The 20,232-nt window shown below is 66.0% G+C and carries 18 protein-coding genes and 1 riboswitch; of the genes, 4 read left to right on the top strand and 14 right to left on the bottom strand.

Annotated elements, in window-relative coordinates; translation table 11 throughout:
* The first annotated feature begins 72 nt into the window (after nt 1-72).
* Nucleotides 73-897: an SGNH/GDSL hydrolase family protein gene (locus M1D74_RS05830; RefSeq protein ID WP_458116824.1), complete on the top strand. Its 825-nt coding sequence runs from the start codon at nt 73-75 to the stop codon at nt 895-897.
* A gap of 222 nt (nt 898-1,119) precedes the next feature.
* On the opposite strand, the gene M1D74_RS05825 is transcribed toward M1D74_RS05830, so the two are convergent.
* Both M1D74_RS05825 and metX read right to left on the bottom strand, forming a co-directional pair.
* Nucleotides 1,120-2,796: a DUF222 domain-containing protein gene (locus M1D74_RS05825; RefSeq protein ID WP_458116823.1), complete on the bottom strand. Its 1,677-nt coding sequence runs from the start codon at nt 2,794-2,796 to the stop codon at nt 1,120-1,122.
* A 205-nt stretch (nt 2,797-3,001) separates the two neighbouring features.
* Nucleotides 3,002-4,138: a homoserine O-acetyltransferase MetX gene (gene metX, locus M1D74_RS05820; protein ID WP_458117148.1), complete on the bottom strand. Its 1,137-nt coding sequence runs from the start codon at nt 4,136-4,138 to the stop codon at nt 3,002-3,004.
* A gap of 24 nt (nt 4,139-4,162) precedes the next feature.
* Nucleotides 4,163-4,295: riboswitch (SAM riboswitch) on the bottom strand.
* 324 nt (nt 4,296-4,619) lie between these two features.
* Here metX and M1D74_RS05815 point away from each other — a divergent pair.
* Entirely contained in the window at nt 4,620-5,261 is a 642-nt protein-coding gene (locus M1D74_RS05815) for a VOC family protein (RefSeq protein WP_309124511.1), read from the top strand.
* Nucleotides 5,262-5,337: 76 nt separating this feature from the next.
* Here M1D74_RS05815 and M1D74_RS05810 read toward each other — a convergent pair whose 3' ends face one another.
* From M1D74_RS05810 to M1D74_RS05795, 4 genes are all read right to left on the bottom strand, one after another.
* Complete coding sequence (locus M1D74_RS05810; RefSeq protein WP_458116822.1) at nt 5,338-6,129, bottom strand: CPBP family intramembrane glutamic endopeptidase; 792 nt, start codon at nt 6,127-6,129, stop codon at nt 5,338-5,340.
* Between the two features lie 134 nt (nt 6,130-6,263).
* Nucleotides 6,264-7,559: an amidohydrolase family protein gene (locus M1D74_RS05805; RefSeq protein WP_458116821.1), complete on the bottom strand. Its 1,296-nt coding sequence runs from the start codon at nt 7,557-7,559 to the stop codon at nt 6,264-6,266.
* Nucleotides 7,556-8,989 carry a formimidoylglutamate deiminase gene (locus tag M1D74_RS05800; protein ID WP_458116820.1) on the bottom strand — a complete coding sequence of 478 codons (1,434 nt, stop codon included), beginning with the start codon at nt 8,987-8,989 and terminating at the stop codon, nt 7,556-7,558. Before M1D74_RS05800 ends, M1D74_RS05805 begins: the two co-directional genes overlap by 4 nt.
* A complete protein-coding gene (locus M1D74_RS05795; RefSeq protein ID WP_309072404.1) occupies nt 8,986-10,206 on the bottom strand; it encodes an allantoate amidohydrolase in 1,221 nt (406 codons plus the stop codon). Before M1D74_RS05795 ends, M1D74_RS05800 begins: the two co-directional genes overlap by 4 nt.
* Before the next feature lie 122 nt (nt 10,207-10,328).
* Between M1D74_RS05795 and M1D74_RS05790 the strand changes: the two genes are divergently transcribed.
* Nucleotides 10,329-10,706 carry a VOC family protein gene (locus M1D74_RS05790; protein ID WP_309072403.1) on the top strand — a complete coding sequence of 126 codons (378 nt, stop codon included), beginning with the start codon at nt 10,329-10,331 and terminating at the stop codon, nt 10,704-10,706.
* 19 nt (nt 10,707-10,725) lie between these two features.
* On the opposite strand, the gene hutU is transcribed toward M1D74_RS05790, so the two are convergent.
* Nucleotides 10,726-12,408: a urocanate hydratase gene (gene hutU, locus M1D74_RS05785; protein ID WP_458116819.1), complete on the bottom strand. Its 1,683-nt coding sequence runs from the start codon at nt 12,406-12,408 to the stop codon at nt 10,726-10,728.
* On the bottom strand, nt 12,405-13,112 hold the full coding sequence (locus tag M1D74_RS05780) for an IclR family transcriptional regulator (protein WP_458116818.1): 708 nt from the start codon (nt 13,110-13,112) through the stop codon (nt 12,405-12,407). The genes hutU and M1D74_RS05780 overlap by 4 nt, the downstream gene beginning before the upstream one ends.
* Before the next feature lie 100 nt (nt 13,113-13,212).
* Here M1D74_RS05780 and hutH point away from each other — a divergent pair, with 100 nt between their 5' ends.
* The gene (gene hutH / locus M1D74_RS05775; RefSeq protein WP_458116817.1) at nt 13,213-14,790 is read left to right on the top strand and encodes a histidine ammonia-lyase; all 1,578 of its coding nucleotides are present in this window, start codon (nt 13,213-13,215) and stop codon (nt 14,788-14,790) included.
* 96 nt (nt 14,791-14,886) lie between these two features.
* Here hutH and M1D74_RS05770 read toward each other — a convergent pair whose 3' ends face one another.
* From M1D74_RS05770 to M1D74_RS05745, 6 genes are all read right to left on the bottom strand, one after another.
* Nucleotides 14,887-15,429, bottom strand: a complete 543-nt coding sequence (locus M1D74_RS05770) for an AMIN-like domain-containing (lipo)protein (RefSeq protein WP_309124700.1) — start codon at nt 15,427-15,429, stop codon at nt 14,887-14,889.
* A gap of 204 nt (nt 15,430-15,633) precedes the next feature.
* Nucleotides 15,634-16,812 carry a cation:proton antiporter gene (locus M1D74_RS05765; protein WP_309071395.1) on the bottom strand — a complete coding sequence of 393 codons (1,179 nt, stop codon included), beginning with the start codon at nt 16,810-16,812 and terminating at the stop codon, nt 15,634-15,636.
* Between the two features lie 7 nt (nt 16,813-16,819).
* Nucleotides 16,820-17,302, bottom strand: coding sequence for a cation:proton antiporter regulatory subunit (locus M1D74_RS05760; RefSeq protein ID WP_458116816.1), 483 nt, complete (start codon nt 17,300-17,302; stop codon nt 16,820-16,822).
* Nucleotides 17,303-17,396: 94 nt separating this feature from the next.
* The gene (locus M1D74_RS05755; protein ID WP_458116815.1) at nt 17,397-18,503 is read right to left on the bottom strand and encodes an NAD(P)/FAD-dependent oxidoreductase; all 1,107 of its coding nucleotides are present in this window, start codon (nt 18,501-18,503) and stop codon (nt 17,397-17,399) included.
* A 54-nt stretch (nt 18,504-18,557) separates the two neighbouring features.
* Entirely contained in the window at nt 18,558-19,301 is a 744-nt protein-coding gene (locus M1D74_RS05750) for a protein phosphatase 2C domain-containing protein (protein ID WP_309071392.1), read from the bottom strand.
* Entirely contained in the window at nt 19,298-20,185 is an 888-nt protein-coding gene (locus M1D74_RS05745) for an aminoglycoside phosphotransferase family protein (RefSeq protein ID WP_458117147.1), read from the bottom strand. Before M1D74_RS05745 ends, M1D74_RS05750 begins: the two co-directional genes overlap by 4 nt.
* Nucleotides 20,186-20,232 lie beyond the last annotated feature (47 nt).

The following is a 20,232-nucleotide window of genomic DNA, read 5'->3' as shown; positions in this document are numbered from 1 at the left end:
TGGTGGCATGATTCGTCCGGCGGCCGGGAACCAGCGTTCGCGTAGCCTGCCCTTGCTTGGCAGGATGGCGGAGTGACCGAGACACAGGAGAAGTTGAACGAATACCCCCATCCCTGGAACCGTTATGTCGCCCTCGGTGACTCCTTCACCGAGGGCATCGGTGATCCTAGTCCTGATAGTCCGGGCGGCTTCCGCGGCTGGGCTGACCGGGTGGCTGAAGAGCTGAGCCGGGGGCATGACAACTTCGCGTATGCCAGTCTGGCGGTTCGCGGCAGGCTGCTGCAACAGATCATCGACACGCAGGTCGAACCGGCCGTCGCGCTGAAACCGGATCTGGTGACCCTCTCGGCCGGTGGGAATGACCTTTTGAGGCCGGGAGCAGACCCTGATCGTCTGGCGGCCAAGCTCGACGGCGCTGTGCAGGTGCTGGGTTCACAGGGCGCCACAGTCGTGCTGTTCACCGGCCCGGACGTGCGCGACACCGTGCTGGGCGGAATCCGTGCGAAGACAGCGATCTTCAACGAGAACCTGCGCATCATCGCTGCCAGGCACGACGCCGTCATCGCAGACATGTGGGCGCTCCGGCAATTGGTGAACCCTCAGATGTGGGCCGAGGACAGGCTGCACTTCTCACCGTTGGGGCATCACACGATTGCCATGATGGTTCTGGACACTCTTGCCGTCAGCCATCAGCTGCGGCCGCTGGAACCAAAGCCCTTGCCGCCGAAGAGCTGGCGCGTAGCGCGAAGTGAGGACCTTGTGTGGGCGCGCGAGTACTTTGTGCCGTGGGTGTTGCGGCGGATCCGCCACCGTTCCTCGGGGGACGGCATCACAGCTAAACGGCCGGAGCCGACGCCGATCTTCGGGCCGGGGATGCCGCCCGGAGCTGCGAGCTGATCTTGCCGTTGGTCGGACGCTGGGCGCGAAGAAACGCCTTGAGAGTCCCTGCTGCCAGGCGGGGTGAAGCACCTGAAGTCCCGCCACCGGGCAGCGAAAAGCACCTGAAGTCCCGCCACCGGGCAGGGAAAAGCACCCTGTCCCGCTACCGGGCGCGGTGAAACACCCAGAAGTGTCCACTACCGGGGGCGGATATGCGTGCGGCGTTACGGGCGGGTTCTGCTAGAAGGGCGGAGGGGGCTCAGGCAAGGTGGTGTAGGTTTGCCCGCCGATAGAGGTGAGGTGTGGTGTGCCTTGCTCGTCCTGGCCGGCAGGCCAGATGCCTTCGGTTTTGAGCTTGTGATGGAGCTTGCATCTGGGTTTGAGGTTCTCGAGTTCGGTGCGGCCGCCGTGAGCCCAGGGGACGACGTGGTCGATTTCGCAGGACCAGGACGATCGATTACATCCCGGATGAACGCAGGTGGGATTGCTGATCCGGACCCAGTCCTGCAAGTGCTTGGGCGGGCGGTATCTGTCACGGCCGACGCTGAGTACTGCCCCTGTTTCGGGGTGAACCAGAATCCTGGTGAAACTCGGTGCGTGGGCTGCGAGTTTTACTGCGGTGTCCGGATCGATCGGTCCGTACCCGTCCAGCAACCCGTTCGAGCAGCCAGCAAGGTCGGGCACGCTACCACGAGCGTCAGAGCCAGAACCGGAACCGGAGCCGGAGTCGGAACCAGGGCCCGCCGCTGTGGCATCCGAACCGGTGCCGACACTCGCAGCCGCACCGACAACCGTGTCGTTGAGGGAAGCCGGTGCCTTCTGAAGATCGCCTGGCTTCGGGTTCGCACTCTGTTCGGTGGTACGGTGCCAGTCTTCCCGGCGGTGGCCCAGGAGCGTCATGACGGGGACTGTGACGAACACGTTCGCGCCGATGCCCCGGTACCCCGTGCCCTTCTTCGGGTCTCCGGTGCAGGTGTGGGTCAGGACGTCCGCAAAGACATCGGCACGCAACTGCGATAGCGTTCGTGGCTCTTCAGGTCCCTGCAGTGAACGGGCCGCGGCGTCGACCCGGTTGAAGATTCCGTGCGCCTGCTCCGCGGGCAGATACGCGCCCAGCCATGCCATGCCGTCTTGCTCCGGCTGCACGCTCACGTCCCGGTCCTGCACCGCCCGAGCCTTCCGCTCGATGATCGATTCAGGATGCAGCTCCTCCCGCAACCTCCGACAACGCCTAGCGAGCTTCGGCCGGGTCAACCCGCCTGCCGTCTCCAGAATCGTCTGTTCGAATCCGGCCAGGGACTCGGCTGGAATGGCCCCGGATTCCTCGACGATGACCTGTGCCTGGACCTGGCTGATTCTGCCGTCATCGAGCGCTTTCCACGTCCCCGGCAGGTTCTCGGTTAGGCGTAGCGCTTCACCAAGCATCATCTGCGCGGTCCGGGCGGGTACCCGCAGCAGTGGGGCGATCTCCTGCGCAGCCAGCGTGAAACTGAACCGCGAATCCAAGCTTGCGGTCCGGGTGCCCTCCTCCCGGTGCACCCCATGGAACACATCCGCCACCAGGCAGGCCCGCCGGGCTGCTACCCAAGAAGCCAACCGGTCCGCAGCCCGCAGCATGTCAAGAATGTCGCTCAGTGCCCGCGACCGAGTCATCGCACCCGGTTGCCCGGACCTTTGCGACCGCCGTGCGTGCGGGGACGTTGCTTCCGTCAACCGCGACATCAACTCATACGGGGAAGCTTCCTCCACCACAGCACGGGCGTGCGTATCGATGCCGGATTCGTTCAGCCCGTCGATCTCCCAGCCGAAGGCGGCTTCAAAATCATCCTCCGACCAATCCCGAGACGCCTCGGCATACATCTCATCAAGAGCCGCCTCATAGGCGTCCCCACCAACCTCCGCGCTCCCCAACTCCATACAAAACACTCAATCATCCACCACCGACAATTTCGGATCCGGACTCGGAGGCTGATGATCATCCTGCCGGCATTTCCCAACAGCGGACGAGGATGATCTGTTCAGGTCCTCGCAGCACGTTTGAAGCATCTACTCCCGTTGCTCCTGCGTTGCTCTAACTACCGAATGGAGCCAGCCCGAACAGAAGGCCACCCAACCTTCGGGGCTAAGCAGCGCCGTCGTCGTCGTAGAAGGCCGCGTGCAGGGCGGGTTCCAGCTGGCCGATCTCCGTGAGGAATGCGTCATGGCCAATAGGAGAGGTAATGGTATGGACAGCCACATTACCCGGCAGTGCAGACGCCAGCTCGAAGGACTGGGCCGGCCAGTAGAGACGGTCCGAATCAACCGCAGCGATGAAGAATTTCGCTTTCGTGTCCGCCAGGGCTGTTGTCAGGCTGCCACGGTCACGGGCAACGTCATGGCTCATCAGCGCTTCGGTGAGGACCACATAACTGTTGGCATCGAACCGGCGAACCAGCTTATCCGCCTGATGATCGAGGTAACTCTCAACCTGGTAACGCCCCCGTTCGTGCGGCAAGGCTGCCCCGAACGGCTCCTCAAGCCCCTGCGCAGCCCGTCCGAACCGATGGCCAAGCTCCGCCTCTGAACGGTAGGTGATATGCGCGATTCGCCGTGCCAGCCCCAAGCCCGTCTCCGGACCCGCAGATCCGTAGTAATCTCCGCCGGCAAACCGTGGATCCAGCCTGATGGCCTGAACCTGCGCCTGCGCAAAGGCAATCTGCTCCGCTGTGCTCGCCGCACCGCAGGCGATGACGGCGCAATTCCGTACTCTCTCGGGATGGGTGACCGCCCATTCGAGAGCCCGGGCTCCTCCCATCGAGCCGCCAAGCACGGAATGCCAGGTGCTGATCCCGAGCAGATCGGCAAGCAACGCCTCGGCACGCACTGAATCGCGGATGGTGACGAAGGGAAACCGCGAACCCCACGGCCTGCCCTCCGGATCAAGCGATGCAGGTCCAGTCGACCCGTAACAACCGCCGAGCATGTTGATGGAGACCACGAAGTAGCGGTCGGTGTCGATGGTGCGGCCCGGTCCCACCAGTCCGTCCCACCACCCGTCTTCCGTTGATCCCCCACGGGCTACGTGGGAACTGCCGGTGAGCGCATGCTCGACGAGCACGGCATTGGAGGCATCAGCGTTGAGGGTGCCCCACGTCTCATACGCGAGTACGACGTCGGGCAAGTGACCGCCCGTTTCCAGCGTCAAGGGACCGACGGAAAGCCGTTGGACGACGACGCCCTCCACCTTTGTTACCTGGGGATGCGGTTCAACCGTGGTGATGCCTGTCAATCCTGCCGCCTTCAGAGCTCGCGCTTGCTCCTGCACGCCACATGCAGGGCCTGGTCGTCACCCGGGGCACCCCACCGCGAAGGAGGGTTGCCGGACAGCAAGCCGGGGCCGCCGGCGGGCAGAACCCACCGCACTGTCACTCGTGACCTCATACAAGAGAACCCGAAGAGGGCAGGAAACGGCAACTATTGTGACTCGCGGTGAAACAGACGGTTGCGTCGGGGCGCTCAGAGCCGGCGCGGACGCAGTGCTTGAGTGGGGCCGTCTCGTCTATGGGTAACGGCGGCCCCACCCAAGGGGAACACCCATTGGGTGTCCCGGCAGGAAGATCCGGCGGTCTCGGAACCGGCCTCCCTGTGTGACTCAACTATGCGTGGCCGACCTTGGGTTTTACTTGGACCTTCAAGTCCTCTCATTGTGACTTAGGCAACCCTAAGTCGAGGCGTCCATCACAAAGTGCCAAAATGGGGCCATGCGCCTGGATCATGTGTCTTATGCCTGCGAACCCGACGGTCTGACTGCCACTGCGGAGCGGATTTCCGACGCTCTGGGCATCGAATTCGTGAAGGGTGGCGTCCACCCACGATTCGGTACCCGCAACATGATTTTTCCTCTCGTCAATGGTCAGTACCTTGAGGTTGTGGAGGTACTCGACCACCCCGCCTCGGACAAGGCGCCCTTCGGCCAGGCCGTACGCGCGAGGTCGGAAGCGGGCGGCGGATGGATGGGCTGGTGCGTCGCCGTTGACGACCTCGCCCCCTTCGAGGAGCGTCTGGGCCGCAGCGCGGTTCCCGGCAACCGCAAATTCCCCGATGGCCAGGAGCTGACCTGGCAGCAGATCGGCATCAAGGGCCTCATCGCTGATCCGCAGGTTCCGTACATGATCCGCTGGGACGACGGCACGCAGTCCCTCCACCCCTCCCAGGCCCGGCCCGCATCCGTGCGGCTCAGCGCCCTGACTATCGCAGGCTCTGCAGCGCGTGTCACAGAATGGCTTGGCACTCCCGTAAGCCACCCGCTCGATGACGTGGACGTGGAGTGGATCGCTCCCAACGGCACTCCCGGGATTATGTCGGTCACCTTCGAGACTCCGAAGGGCGCAGTCCAAATCTAGCGTCGCCAATAAACGGCTGTGGCCCCGGCTCGTCAGAGCCGGGGCCACACTTGTTTCCGCCATGAAACAGTTTCGATCAGTTCCCGATCCCGATGGCCGAGCCAAACAACGCGAAACCCACAAAACCGGCGATGTCGAGCAGGGCATGCGCCACCACGAGCGGCATCACCCGCTTGGCACGGGTGTAGGCGTAGCCGAAGATCAGCCCCATGATCACGTTGCCGATAAACGGTCCGATTCCCTGATACAGGTGATAGCTCCCACGCAGTAGTGCCGAGGTCACGACAATCGCAGCAACTGACCAGCCGAGTTCCCGGAGCCGCTCGAAGAGATAGCCGACCACGATGACTTCCTCCAGGACTGCGTGCCGGAGCGCGGACAGCACGAGCACGGGCAGGGTCCACCAATAGGTGTCCAGGGCGGTTGGAATGATCGCGGTGGTGATGCCGAGCGCCCGCCCGGCGGCGTACACACCAAGGGTCCCAATTCCGATGACGGCCGCCAACGCCACGCCCAGACCGAAATCGACCTTCGGTTTGCGGAAGGTGAAACCGATGCGTCGGAACGCTGATTTCCCGGGTTCCGTCAGGAGAAAGAGCACCAGGACCACCGGAACCAGCGCAAAGAAGATGCCCAGCAACTGATAGGTCAGGTCAAAGTACTGCCGGTCATCGAGCACGGGATTCAGACGCGTGGTCTGGACGGACAGTGGCGCCTGGGTCAGCTTGTCGATCAGCTCGACAATCGCATACACCCCGGCCTGGCCAAGTGACAGTCCGAGGACGATCAGAATCTCAGCCTTGATTCTCCCTCCGCCAGCCGGAGAAGACGACAACGACGACGACTGGCTGGTCCTTGCGGTTGACATGCCTTCATGGTGCCGTACCGGACCGTTCCGACCAAAGCCCGCACGTCACCGGACAGCCCGCGCCACCGAACAGCCCCGCGCCAAAAGAACCCCGCGCCAAAAGAACCCCGTGCCGGAACCGTCCCGTGCCTGGATCAGCGCACACGTTGCCCGGCGCGCCACACCGCATGGGTCAGCTGCATCCCGGGGCGGTAGGCCAGATGCGTCGCGGACGGCGCGTCGAGCAAGTGCAGATCCGCGCGGTGTCCGATAGCCAGTGAACCGACGGCCAAAGAACCGACAGCCAGTGAACCACCAGCCGGTGCACCGCCGGAAAGGACACCGTCGGAGGCGGAGACACCGTCGGACGCGGAGGCACCGCCGTCGTCGGCTGAGCGTTCCCGACGGAGGGCGAGGGCACCACCGTAGGTTGCCGCCCGCACAGCCTCGTGGACCGTCAGACCCATCTGCAGCACCGCCGTCGCCACGCAGAACGCCATGGACGTGGTGTAGGACGTGCCCGGGTTGCAGTTTGAAGCGAGCGCAATCGGGATTCCCGCGTCCAGCACTTTACGGGCGGGCGCGAGGGGTTGCCGGGTGGACAGATCGCAGGCAGGCAGGCAGGTGGCAACGGTCCCCCGGGTGCCGGGTCCGCCCTCCCAGTCCGACCATGAGCCGGCGAGCGCGTCAAGGTCCGACGACGACAGGTAGTTCACATGGTCCACGCTCGCCGCCCGCTCCTCCACCGCGAGCTGCACGCCCTCCCCCGGTCCCAGCTGGTTGCCGTGAACGCGCAGGCCCAACCCCGCCTCCCGGCACGCCCGGAGCACTTCCCGGCTATGGTCAGGGGTGAAGGCACCGGTCTCGCAGAAGACGTCGGCCCACCGGACGTAGGGGCGGACCGCGCTGAGCATCGGTCCGGTGACGGCCCGCACGTAATCGTCCGCGTTCCACCCTTGCGGTACGAGGTGTGCGCCGAGGAACGTCACCTCGTCGGCCACAGCGGCCGCGAGCCGTGCGCTGCGCGCTTCCTCATCGACGTCGAGCCCGTACCCCGTCTTTGTCTCAAGGTAGGTGGTGCCTCCCGCCATAGCTTCCGCAGCTCGCGAAACCAGCAGGGCGCTCAACTCTTCGTCGGGGGCGTTGCGGGTGGCGTCCACCGTGACGGAAATGCCTCCGGCTGCGTAGGACTGTCCGGCCATCCGCGCTTCGAATTCGGCCGTCCGGTCCCCGGCAAACACGAGGTGGGTGTGGCTGTCCACCCAGCCCGGAAGGCAGGCACGGCCCGCGGCATCGTAGTGGTGGTCAGCGGCCGGTGCGTCGCGCGTCGCGCCGATCCACACGATCTGCTCCCCCTCGAGCACGACGGCGGCGTCCTTCAGTACCCGGTGCTCTGCGTCCTGTGTCATGAGCTCGCCGATGTTTGTGAGAACCGTTGTCTTTGCTGTCATGGGCGTGCCTTCTCTGAGATCGCCGATACATCAGGGTTCACTGCTGCATCAGGGTTCACTGCTGCATCAAGGTCCACCGCGGCATCAAGCCGGGAAATGGCGGCGGAGAGGAGGACCGCCGGCTCTCCCAGCCGGACATGGCTGCCGTTGCGAGCAAGCACTTCCCCACCGACGACGACGGCGAGCACGTCCTGCGCTGTTGCCGTCAGCGCCAACTGGTCCGCGGAAGAGCCCGCTGTGCGGGTCGACCGCGGGTCAAGGACCATCAGGTCACACACTTGACCAGGTTGAAGCCCCGCAGCGCGGCGCCCGAGTGCCCTGGAACCACCGGCAGTAGCAGCACGCACCAGTTCTGCGGGTGAGAAACATCCCCGTTGTCCGCTGGCCAGCCGTTCGCCGTGTTCCAGCGCCCTCATCTCAAGCCAGGGGTCGACGACGGCGTGCTGGTCAGTGCCCAGCGCCACCACTGCGCCGGCATCACGGAGAGCGGTGGCAGGGCCTATCCCGTCGGCGAGATCCGCTTCCGTGGTGGGGCACATGGCGATGGTGACCCCCGCCGTTCCGAGAAGTTTGACGTCTTCCTCGTTCAGGTGGGTGGCGTGCACCGCCGTGAGCCGTTCGGACAGGAGGTTGTGGCGGGCCAGCAGCCCGGCAGGCGTGAATCCTGTCGCGTCAATGCAGTCGCGGTTCTCCGCGGGCTGTTCGGAGAGGTGGATGTGGAGCGGCACGTCAGCGGGAAGGTTTTGCGCGATGAACGCCAGGGCCGGTTCATCGACCGCGCGTACGGAGTGGATCGCCGCGCCGACCGTGACCTGAGCGGTGCTGTACTGCTTAGCCATCGCGTCGCGCAGGGACTTCCACCGGGTGAGCCAGGACCGGGCGCTTCCATCGGTGAAACGTGTCTGTTCAGGCAGCACCGAAGCGCCGAACCCCGACGAGAGGTAGCAGGTGTCAAGGAGTGTGAGGCGAATCCCGGCGGCAACCGCAGCGCGCGCCAGTGCGAACTCCATGGCGTGCGGGCCGCGGTCGTCAGCTGAGCCATACGGGGTACCGTCCGCACGGTGGTGCAGGTAATGGAACTCGGCCACGCTGGTCCAGCCGGCCCCAACCATCTCGGTGTAGACAGCGGTGGCAAGTTCCTCGTACAGCTGCGGGGTGAGGAGACCCGCTGCCCCATACATTGCCTCGCGCCAGGTCCAGAAGGTGCCGGAGCCGGCGTGTGTGCGGCCCCGGAGGACCCGGTGGAACGCGTGCGAATGCGCATTGGCCGCTGCGGGGAACACGACGCCATCCAGCCGAAGGTCCTCAGGGGAGCACTCGCTGCCGCGGGTCATCCGTCGGACCACGCCGTCGTCACCGACCTCCACCCGGACGCCGGCCATGATCTCTCCGGGCTCCAGCCAGGCCCGTTCACACCACAGCGTTTTCACAGCAGCCGCTCCAGCACGTCGGCGAGTGCAACCGCGCCGGCGTCGGCGTCGTCGTCCTCGACGTGTTCCTCGGGTGAGTGGCTGATACCGGTCGGATTGCGTACGTACAGCATGGCGGAGGGCACGTGTGCGGCAAGGATGCCGGCGTCGTGCCCTGCTCCGGTGGGAAGGCCTGGAGCACCGGGGATGGCCAGCTGCAGCTGGCGCTGAAGTTCGCCGTCGAAATTCACCGTGCCGCTCACCGACTCGCGGGTCAGCGCCGCAGCGCATCCTTCGAATGCGGCGGCCTTCTGTGCCTGGCCGTGAATGGACTCGACCAGTGAGGCGGTAACGGCGTCGTCCGGGTGGCGGACGTCGATCCAGAGGTCCACCCGTGACGCGATCACGTTCGTGCCGCCCGGAATGGGCTGGACCCTGCCAACGGTGGCGCGGGCCTCGGGCGTTGCCGCGGCGGTCTTCCGGATCGCCAGGATGACCTGGGCAGCAGCGACCATCGGGTCGGCGCGGTCGGCCATGAGCGTGGTGCCGGCGTGGTTACCCTGCCCGGTGATGGACAGCTTCCACCGCCCGTGGCCGATGACCGATGTGCCGATTGCGAAGGGCGAATCGAGGTCGATCAACCCGCGGCCCTGCTCGACGTGAAGCTCCACGAAGTCGCCGATCCGTCGGAGTGCGTCGTCGTCCTTGCCGAGATGAGCAGGGTCCAGCCCGTTGGCTCGTGCAGCCTCTGCGAAGCTCACGCCATCGGGGTCCCTGAGGTTCCGTGCCGCATCCGGATCGATCCCGCCCGTCAGCAGCCTCGATCCGAGACAGGCAACTCCGAAACGGGAGCCTTCCTCTTCCGGAAACACCGTGACGGCCAGCGCCCGCTGCGGTTGCACGCCCCGCTGCTTCAGGACGTCGACGGCGGCGAGTGCCGAAGCGACCCCGAGGGGCCCGTCAAACGCGCCGCCGCCGGGAACGGAGTCCAGGTGGCTACCGGTGACGAGTGCGCCGTCCCGAGAGCTGTCGCTGCGCTCCGAGCCGGTGTCCCACCAGGCCCAGAGGATGCCGTTGCGGTCGGTCTCGACCTCGAGGCCGCGCCGGGTTGCCTCCTGCTCGAACCACGACCTCAGGTCCAGCTCCGCGTTGGAGAAGACCGGCCGGGAGTACCCGCCGCGGGTCGCGTCCCGCCCGACATCCTCGATTGCTCCCAGCAGGTTGCTTACGCTGTCCAATGGTTTCCCTTCTCGTGTGCGGACGTTCTTCCGGAAGACGTGTTGTACCCCTGTGCAGTGCCGGATATCGGGCCTAGACTCACCAGCACACTGCTATCCCAATCAATCCGGAGGAGTTCATTGTGAGCGGACGTGTTGTGCATTTCGAGATCCCGTTCGACGACGGCGATCGCGCCCGGACGTTCTACCGCGAGGCATTCGGCTGGGACACGCCGCAGATGCCCGAGTTCGAGTACACCGCTGCGGTCACCGGCCCTGCCGGAGACCAGGGGCCCACTGAGCCCGGGTACATCAACGGCGGCATGTTCAGGCGCGACGGCGGTGAACTGGCCGGACCGATCATCACCATCGACGTCGAGAATATCGAAGACGCCCTCGCGAAAGTCACCTCGCTCGGAGGATCCCCGGTCGGCGAGAAGTTGGCGGTCGGCGAGATGGGGTTCGCCGCCTATTTCCGCGACCCGGAAGGCAACATCATGGGACTCTGGCAGAACGCCTGAGCTGCGTCCTCCTGCGGAGTCAGCGCTCCATGGGAATGCGGACTCCGCGCTCATGGGCCACCTCCTGTGCACGTTCGTAGCCGGCGTCGACGTGGCGGATGACGCCGGTCCCCGGGTCATTCGTGAGGAGCCGCTCCAGCTTCTCGGCGGCCAGTGCCGTTCCATCGGCGACCGACACCTGCCCGGCGTGAATCGAACGCCCGATGCCGACGCCGCCGCCGTGGTGAATGGAGACCCAGGTGGCGCCAGAGGCGGTGTTGAGCATGGCGTTCAGCAGCGGCCAGTCGGCGATGGCATCGGAGCCGTCCGCCATCGCTTCGGTCTCGCGGTACGGCGAGGCGACGGAGCCCGAGTCGAGGTGGTCACGGCCGATGACGATGGGCGCTGACACCTTGCCCTCGGCGACGAGCCGGTTGAAGAGCAGGCCCGCCTTGGCGCGGTCACCGTAGCCCAGCCAGCAGATGCGCGCCGGCAGGCCTTCGAACTCCACCAGGTCACCGGCCGCGTCGAGCCACCGATGCAGGTGCGCGTTCTCGGGGAACAGTTCCTTCAGAGCAGCATCCGTCACCGCGATGTCCGCCGGGTCACCTGACAGCGCAACCCAGCGGAAAGGTCCGAGGCCCTCACAGAAGAGCGGCCGGATGTACGCCGGAACGAAGCCGGGGAATGCGAACGCGCGCTCGTAACCGCCCTTGCGGGCCTCGTCCCGGATGGAGTTGCCGTAATCGAAGACGGTGGCGCCGGCGTCCTGGAACCCGACCATCGCTTCGACGTGCCGTGCCATCGACGTCTGGGCCTTCTTGGTGAAACCATCCGGATCGCTGGAGGCCTCCCGCTCCCACTCGTCGACGCCCATGCCCTCGGGCAGGTAGCTCAGCGGATCGTGGGCGGACGTCTGGTCCGTGACGATGTCGATGCTGAACTCACCGTTCCGCTGCCTTTCCAGCAGTGCCGGCACAATCTCTGCGGCATTCCCGACGACGCCTACTGACAGGGCGCGCTTCTCCCGCTTCGCTCCGAGAACCTGGGCCAACCCATCCTCAAGGTCGGAAGCGACGACGTCGAGGTAGCGCTTCGCGGCACGCCGGCGCAGGCGGGTCTCGTCGACGTCGATAATCAGGACCGCGCCTCCGTTGAGGGTGACCGCCAGCGGCTGGGCCCCGCCCATTCCCCCGCATCCCGCCGTCAGTGTGAGCGTGCCGGCGAGCGTTCCACCGAAACCGGCATTCGCCACGGCGGCGAAGGTTTCGTACGTGCCCTGCAGGATGCCCTGCGTGCCGATATAGATCCAGGATCCTGCCGTCATCTGCCCGTACATCATCAGCCCCTCGGCCTCGAGGCGGCGGAACTCGGGCCACGTCGCCCAGTCCCCCACCAGATTGGAATTGGCGAGGAGTACGCGCGGCGCCCACGGGTTGGTACGGAAAACGCCCACCGGCTTGCCCGACTGCACCAGGAGTGTTTCGTCCTCCTCCAGGTCCTTGAGCGTGGCGACGATCGCGTCATACGCCTCCCAGCTGCGCGCGGCCCGGCCGGTTCCTCCGTAGACGACGAGATCTTCCGGGCGTTCGGCGACCTCCGGGTCCAGGTTGTTCATCAGCATCCGCAGGGGGGCTTCGGTCTGCCAGCTCTTCGTGGACAGCTCTGTGCCGCGGGGTGCGCGGATGGCGCGGGAGGGATCGTGCTGGGTGAATCCGGTCATGACTGTGCTCCTGGTATCGGGGACTCGTTCGATGAAGGTGATTGGGTGCCGTCGTTGGAGACACCCTGTGGGGCGTGGAGGATCCCGGCTGCTTCACGGGCGACCTGGCGGCCGATACGGCGTGCGCCGTCGGCGGTGATCCGGTAGGTCGGCACCACAACGCTCAGCGCGGCCACCACCTGGCCGCCTGATTCGATGGGAGCGGCAATCGCCGTGACGTCGGGTTCGATGCCGTTGCTGACCACCACGTACCCGTCAGAGGGTGTCTCTCCACCGAGGACCGCTCCAGCCGCCGTGCCGGTCAGCGGAATACTCCGGCCAACCCAGCTGGTGTGGCGGACAGAATGGGTGCCTTCACGGACAGAAAGGTAGATGCCGTGGCCGTCGTGGGACGGAACGTTCAGGTATGCGGACTCACCCGTGGAGTCGACCAGTCGTTCGAGTGCGCTTTCCGCGAGAGACACGAGCGATTCGTGCGAGAGGGCCTGCGCGCCGAGCTGCACCACGCGCATGCCGGGCCGGTAGCCGTCGTCGTCCCGGCGGACGAAGCCGGTGCCCTCCAGGGTGCGCAGCAGCCGCAGCGCAGTAGAGGCGGAGAGTCCGGCGTCGCGGGCGGCGTCAGCCAGCGTCACCGATCCCCGGTCGCACACCGTGCCGAGGAGCAGCAGTGCGCGCTCGACGGTGCGGGTAGAGGTATCCGCCACAGTTTCTTCCTTGCGTTCGGGACCAATTTGTATTTCACTTATTGAAACGCTCATTTCATCTGTTGGCAAGAGCGTGGCTCGCAGGACGGAAGAGGACAGCATGCGGCACGGCACAATCGTCAGTATCGGTTTGGGAGCACTCGCCCCTGCGGAGGTGGTCGCAGTCGCGCGGCACGGCGCCCGGGTGGAGCTCAGCGAGGACTCGCTGGCCGCGATGAAGGCGAGCCGAGCGGTAATCGATGCCCTCATCGATGACCCGACGCCGCACTACGGCGTGTCCACAGGTTTCGGCGCCCTGGCCACCAAGCACATCCCCGTACAGGAACGAACGCACCTGCAGCGCAGCCTCATCCGCAGCCACGCGGCGTCGTCGGGTGCGGAGGTCGATCGGGAAGTAGTGCGCGGTCTGATGCTCGGCCGCCTCTCCACCATGGCCACGGGGCGAACAGGAGTTCGGCCCATCGTCGCTCAGACCTACGCGGACATGCTCAACGCCGGCATCACTCCGGTCATCGGTGAGTACGGCTCGCTCGGTTGCTCCGGTGACCTCGCCCCGCTCTCGCACGTGGCGCTGGCCCTGATGGGTGAAGGTGAGGTAAGGAACGACGACGGCGCGCTGCTGCCCGCCGCTGAAGCGCTCGCTGCAGCCAAAATCGCCCCGGTTGAGCTGCGGGAAAAAGAGGGTCTCGCCCTCATCAACGGCACCGACGGAATGCTCGGCATGCTCGTGCTCGCTTCCGCCGATCTTCACCGGCTGCTGCGCACCGCCGACCTCGCCGCCGCGATGAGCGTCGAGGGACTGCTGGGCACCGACAGCGTCTTCGCCGAGGACCTTCATCAGCTCCGGCCGCACCCCGGGCAGGTGGCCTCCGCCGCGAACATTCGCCGGGTCCTGGCCGGATCACGGTTGATCGGCGAACATGCCTCCGAGGAACGCAAAGCGCACAGGTTCACCCGTGTCCAGGATGCCTACTCGCTGCGGTGCGCTCCTCAGGTGCACGGTGCTGTGCGGGCTACCCTGGCGCACGTCGAAACAGTCGCCGCGATCGAACTCGGATCGGCCATCGACAACCCTGTAGTTACCCCAGACGGCAGAGTGGAGTCGAACGGCAACTTCCACGGCGCTCCGATCGGCTACGCGCTCGATTTCCTGGCGATCGCCGTCGCGGACCTCGCTTCCATGAGCGAACGCCGCACCGACCGCTTCCTGGACAAGAGCCGCAACCACGGCCTCAATCCTTTCCTCGCCCATGATCCCGGCGTCGATTCCGGGCACATGATCGCCCAGTACACGCAGGCGGGCATCGTCTCCGAGCTGAAGCGGCTAGCAGTGCCGGCCTCCGTCGATTCCATCCCGTCCTCCGCCATGCAGGAGGACCATGTGTCGATGGGCTGGTCGGCGGGCCTGAAGCTGCGGCGCGCACTGGATGGACTCACCCGCGTTGTGGCGATCGAACTGCTCACCTCTGCCCGTGCCCTGGACGCGCGCGACGGCGGCCTGGCCAACTCCTGCAGTTCGCCGGCCATCCATGCAGCCCGCACCGCCATCCGCGAGGTGGTCGAGGGACCGGGAACCGACCGGTACCTCGCTCCGGAGATCGAGGCCGTACGCAAGTTGGTGGAGGCCGGCGTGGTGGTCGACGCCGTCGACCGTGTGTTGGAGAAGCCTCTGGCGTAGTCACCCGCCCGCGGGCGGGGCAAGGATAATGGCGCCCTGAGAAACCCAAGGCGCCATTATGTGACTCCATCCGCCGGAAGGTGGGGCGGATATCCCCTACCAGCGGTGGGCCACGTCGATGACCAGTCTGGATGAGGTGCCCGGTCCGGCGAGGGTGAAGACCCGGAACGGAAGACGGGCGCGGACGCCGAGGCCGAAGGTTGTGCGGCTCTCGAAACTGTCTATGTAAGCCACCTGGCGGAAGGTTGTGAACCCGGTGACATTGACCGCTTCGGACCGGACGGCCGGGCGGTAGGTTGCGTTCATGTTGCCGTCGTGGGCGGGGGCGTTGACCGTGACCTGGATGTCAGCGGCTCCACGCAATGGCGTCGGCAGCCCGGAAGTCCCGGTGACGGCGCTGACGTAGCGAACGGTGTAGCCGGCACCAGTGCCGCGCACGTCGATCACGAGCCGATCGAAGCAGGCGTGTCGTCCCGCTCGGGCGTTCACGACGGGAGCGCTGGTTTGGGCCGTGCTGGTCTTCGCTAGTGAGCCCCACGTGATTCCACAGTACGGAGCCGCGGATGCAGGGGCCGGCGCTACCAGGCCGAATCCGACAATGAGGAGCAGACTCGCCAGCAGCGCACGAAGTGTGTGCATGATGCACCACCTTTCATTTGAGTAGGTGGGATCATCGTAGGGCTGCTGAAAGCGTAAGGATCCGGCGCGGAAGCCATCGGCGCATAACCGTTACGGCGGAGGTGAAATGACCGTTTCCACAGGTCACAGAGTGGGTCGAACCGCAATCAATCAGACGCCGCAATGTCACCGTGTGCTTCCTCGGGCCGCGTCGGCGTATCCGGGCTACACCGGTAGCGGTACGCTCCTTCGGAACAGGTTCATTGCCGGTTCCGCGAGCCGCGCAGCGATCGGTCCAAACACGGCCATGAGCAGGACGTAGGCAGTTGCGAGTGCAGCAAGCTCCTCGGTCACCGCTCCCGAAGCGACTGCAAGGCCGGCGATGACGATCGAGAACTCACCGCGTGCAATCAGGGCGGCACCGGCGCGGGCACGGCCCAGGCGTCCGACACCCTGCCGTTTTGCAGCCCACCAGCCCGTTGCCACCTTGGTGATCGTGGTGATGAGCGCGAGCAGGAGTGCGTAACCGAGGACGGGCGGAATGGTTGCGGGATCGGTGTTGAGCCCGAAGACGACAAAGAAGACGGCAGCGAACAGGTCACGCAGGGGTTCGAGGAGGCGAGCAGCGTTGGTGGCTGTGGCCCCGGAGATGGCGATACCCAGCAGGAACGCGCCGACGGCGGCGGACACCTGCATGGCAGAGGCAAGACCTGCCACCAGAAGCGCCCCGCCGATCAGCGTCAGCAGGAAGACCTCCCGGTCTTTCGAGTCGACAACGGCGGAGACTGTTGCGCCGAAGCGCAGCGCTACCACGAGGACGATGGTCACGACAACGAGCGAGATTCCCACCGCCTGGAGACCGCCGGCGAAGCTCACGCCTGCCAGGACGGTGGTGAGGATCGGCAGGTACACCGCCATGGCCAGGTCCTCGAAGACCAGGAGCGAAAGGACCACCGGTGTTTCGCGGTTTCCGAGCCGTCCGAGGTCCGAGAGGACCTTCGCCACGATGCCTGACGACGATATGTAGGTCACGCCGCCAAGCACGAAGGCTCCGATGCCGCCCCATCCGAGCACGAGTGCAATCAGCACGCCCGGCAGGAAGTTCAACACAATGTCCAGTACGCCGGCCATCCACGACTGTCTGAGGCCGGTGACCAGCTCCCCCGCCGTGTACTCGAGCCCGAGCAGCAAGAGCAGGAGGACGACGCCGATCTCACTGGCGATCTCGCTGAACTCCGCCACACCGTCGAGCTCGATGAGCCCGCCGTGACCGAAGAACAGCCCTCCGACCAGATAGAGCGGTATGGGTGAGAGTCCTATCCGTCCGGCGAGTCTTGCCAGGATACCGAGGCCGAAAAAGACGGCCCCCAGTTCAATGAGAACCAGCGCGCTGTGACTTCCCACGGGCGGCTCAGCCGCCGCGGAGGATCTCGGCGGCGGTGTCGAGCCCCTCGGAGGTGCCGACCGCTACGAGCAGGTCGCCGGCCCCGAGCACAAAATCCGGCGTAGGCGAAGCCTGCACCTGGCCCCGCCGAAGTACAGCAACGATCGACACGCTGGAACGGGTCCTCATCCTGGTATCCCCCAGCTTGCGTCCGTCATAGGGAGAGTCGACCTCCACGAGGAACTGGCGGGTGTTCACGCCCGGAAAGTCGCGGTGAGCCTCGGTCAACTGCGCCACGAGCTGGTGCGCACCAAGCAGGTTCCCGAGGGTAGAGGCTTCCTCGGAGGTGAGCGGAATGGACGCCAGACATGCGTCCGGGTCATCGGCACGGGAGACGATCAACTCCGTCTCACCGTCACGCTGGGTGACGGTCCCGATTCTGCGGCCTGAAGCCGTGACAATATCCTTGCGTACGCCGATTCCCGGAAGCGGCGTCTCTTCAACCTTCATGCTTTTACTTTAGTCCCGGGAACGCTGTGCGGAACTCCGGGAGCTGTCCACCTCGGGCGAAACAGCGATGCGCGCCCGCAGGGCACGTCCTCGGCTAGCGGTCCGCTGCGAGCGCTGCGGCAATGGCCTGTCCGCCTCCGGATCCCGGGCCGGCGCCGGAGATGAGTCCGGCCGCCAGTTCCGCGATCGCCGACGACGTCTGGAACCCGTAGCCGCCCTGGCCCGCTAACCAGAAAAAGCCCTCGGCCTCGGGGTCGAAACCCACCACGGGCAGGCCATCGGCCACCTGGGTGCGTAATCCCGTCCATGCCCTCAGGACATGCTCGATTTCCAGTCCGGTCACCGAACCGAGGCGGGAAATCAGCGCTTCAAGATCCTCGGGCCGAGGCTGCGCGTCCTCAGGCACGCTGGGAACGGACTCTGCAGGCGAAATCAGGACACCGCCGTCGTCCCTGCGGAAGTAGAAACTGTCATCCGCTGCCGCGACCATCGGGGAATCCGGAGCGGGCATATTCCTCGCCGCGACGACGGCTGCCGTGCGCCGGTAGGGGCGCAGGCCCTGCGTGGCTACCCCGGACAGGACAGCAAGTTCATCTGCCCAGGCGCCTGCCGCATTGACGACGACGGCGGCATGTACTGCGTGCGGTCCGGCGCCGACTTCCCAGGCGGTACGCAACTGCTGGACGGAGTGGACCCGGGCACCCGTCAGGATCCTGGTGCCGCCCGCAGTGGCGCGTTCACGATGGTGTTCGAGCAACACATCGGTATTGCAGCCGACGGAGGTGGTGTCGAGGCCGGCGGCGTCGTAACCGTGGGCGTCTGAAGCCGGCGCGATCTGTGGGCAGAGACGCACCGCTTCCTCCCACGGGATGCGTTCCATTGCGCCGCTGGCACGGGCAGCGACAGTCTCCTCGGAGCCGATCAGCATGAAGCTGCGGGGCGACAGAACCGGCGAAGACAGGCCGCCCTCAACTTTCCGGAGGAGGTTCAGCGTCCGGTCCGTGAGCCGGCGGATCACCTCCGGCCCATAACTGGGAATCAGCTGCCGGGCTGACCGTGAGGACGTGTGGTACGCGAGCGAGTGTTCTGCCTCGAGGAGGACAACCCTCAGCCGCGCGCGGGTGTTTGACGTGAGCGCCGACGCGAGCGACAGTCCCGCAATCCCACCACCGACGATGACGACGTCTGCTGTTTCGGCCATGGCCGTATCTCCTCACGCTCCGCTGGTCTCCGCGAAAATGCGGCTGACGTCCGGCTACTGCTCCGTCAGTGCGACGCACAGGACCGAGGCGTCGTCAGCTGCTTCGCCGATCTCGTCCTGGGTGGTCCGCAGCATCAGCATAAGCTCCTGCGCCCCCATTGGAGTCTGCACCGCCTCAAGAAACTCCTCGGGACCGCGGACAAGCCCCAGGTCGACAGCGCGCCACGCACCGTCCGACGCCAGAGCCACGGTGTGCACCGATTCGAGCGTCACGAGCTGCGCATGTTGAGCTGCGGCCGGCTCGCGGCGAGCAACCCAGACGCCGTCCGGTGTGTTCCGCCTCAGGCGCGCCGCGCGCAGCTCCTCAAGCGACGACGATCCCGGCAACGCCTCGCCGACGTGCTGCACCTCCCCGTTCCCGAAGCCTGCAACCACGTGGCAGTCGGCGAGGCTGAGGACGGAGAGCGTGCCGTCGTCGTCCGCTGTGATGAGCGAGACTGCGGCGCTTGGGAACCGCTCGGATTCGGCGCCGACCAGCTGGTGGCCGATGTCGTCCACCTTCGCGAGCGCCGCGGCGAGAACCGAGCGGGCATCGCTCGGCCCGGCGCTTTCAGCAAGCGCCAGTCCCAGTACCTGTGCATACCAGGAGGGGTTGGAAGCGCCGGGGAGATCGAGTTCGTCGAGGAGGCTCGTTGCACCGTCGATCATCCAGGCAGCGTTGTTCCGGTAACCGCAGGCGTCTTCCATGACGTGGTTGTCGCCCTCGGTCTGGACGCGGGAGACATGCGAGAACTTCATCCGGTGACCCCTTCGTCAAGCAGTACTTCCTCGAGAATCCGGACCCCCATGGAGCGGAAGGTCGGGTTGTCATCGGAGATGGCGGCCATGGCCGAGGCCATGCACAGGGCCCATCCGCGGGCGCGCCGCCACGTCGCCGCATCGGGAGCCCGTTCACTGTTGATTGTTTCCATGAAGATCCTGCGGCCCCCGCCATCGAAGACCATCCAGGCAGCGGCGAGGTCCGTCGCCGGATCCCCGGACGTCAGGTCCCCGAAGTCGAGAACGGCCGCGAGGCCTCCCGCCCGGTCCAGGACAAGGTTCGCCGCATGCAGGTCGCCGTGCAGCCAGAGAGGCGGGCCATCCCATTCCGGTTGGTCCCGCAGATCGCGCCACAGGATGAGTAGGTCCTCGGACAACCCTGCGGAGGCGACCCGCTCCTCCACAGCCGCGTTGCGGGTGGAAAGCGGTCCGCCGCGCACCGGATTGCGTGGGGCATCCAGAGGTGCCGGGCGTTGAAAGGCCAGCACGAAGCGTGCGAGGTCTTCGGCCGCTTGGGAGCGGCCGTGCGGCTCGATTCCCGCCGCCTGTATCCCGTCCACCCACTGTGTGATGGTCCAGTACCAGGGAAAGTACGACGACGGCGTGCCCGTCCGCAACGGAACGGGTGTCACCGCCTGCAGGCTCACACTGAGTTCGGGCAGCCAGCGCTGCTCGTTCCGGATGAGGTCGGCCGCCGCCTGCCGGCGGGGCAGGCGGACGGCAAGATCATTTCCGAGCCGGAAGATCGCGTTGTCCCAACCGTTGGCAGCCCGGGCGAGCGGCAGGCCGGCGAGATCGGGGTGCTGATCGGCGAGCAGGCGCGCCACCAGCTCAGCGGTGACATTCACCTCTGCTGCCGGCATGTTCGCCACCGCTGGCCCCCTACCCGTTCCTGTCAGTCGTGCGAGCG

Source organism: Arthrobacter sp. D2-10 (genome assembly GCF_054161285.1).
The sequence above is the reverse complement of the archived record's forward strand: the minus strand, read 5'-3'. Positions and strand labels throughout refer to the sequence as shown.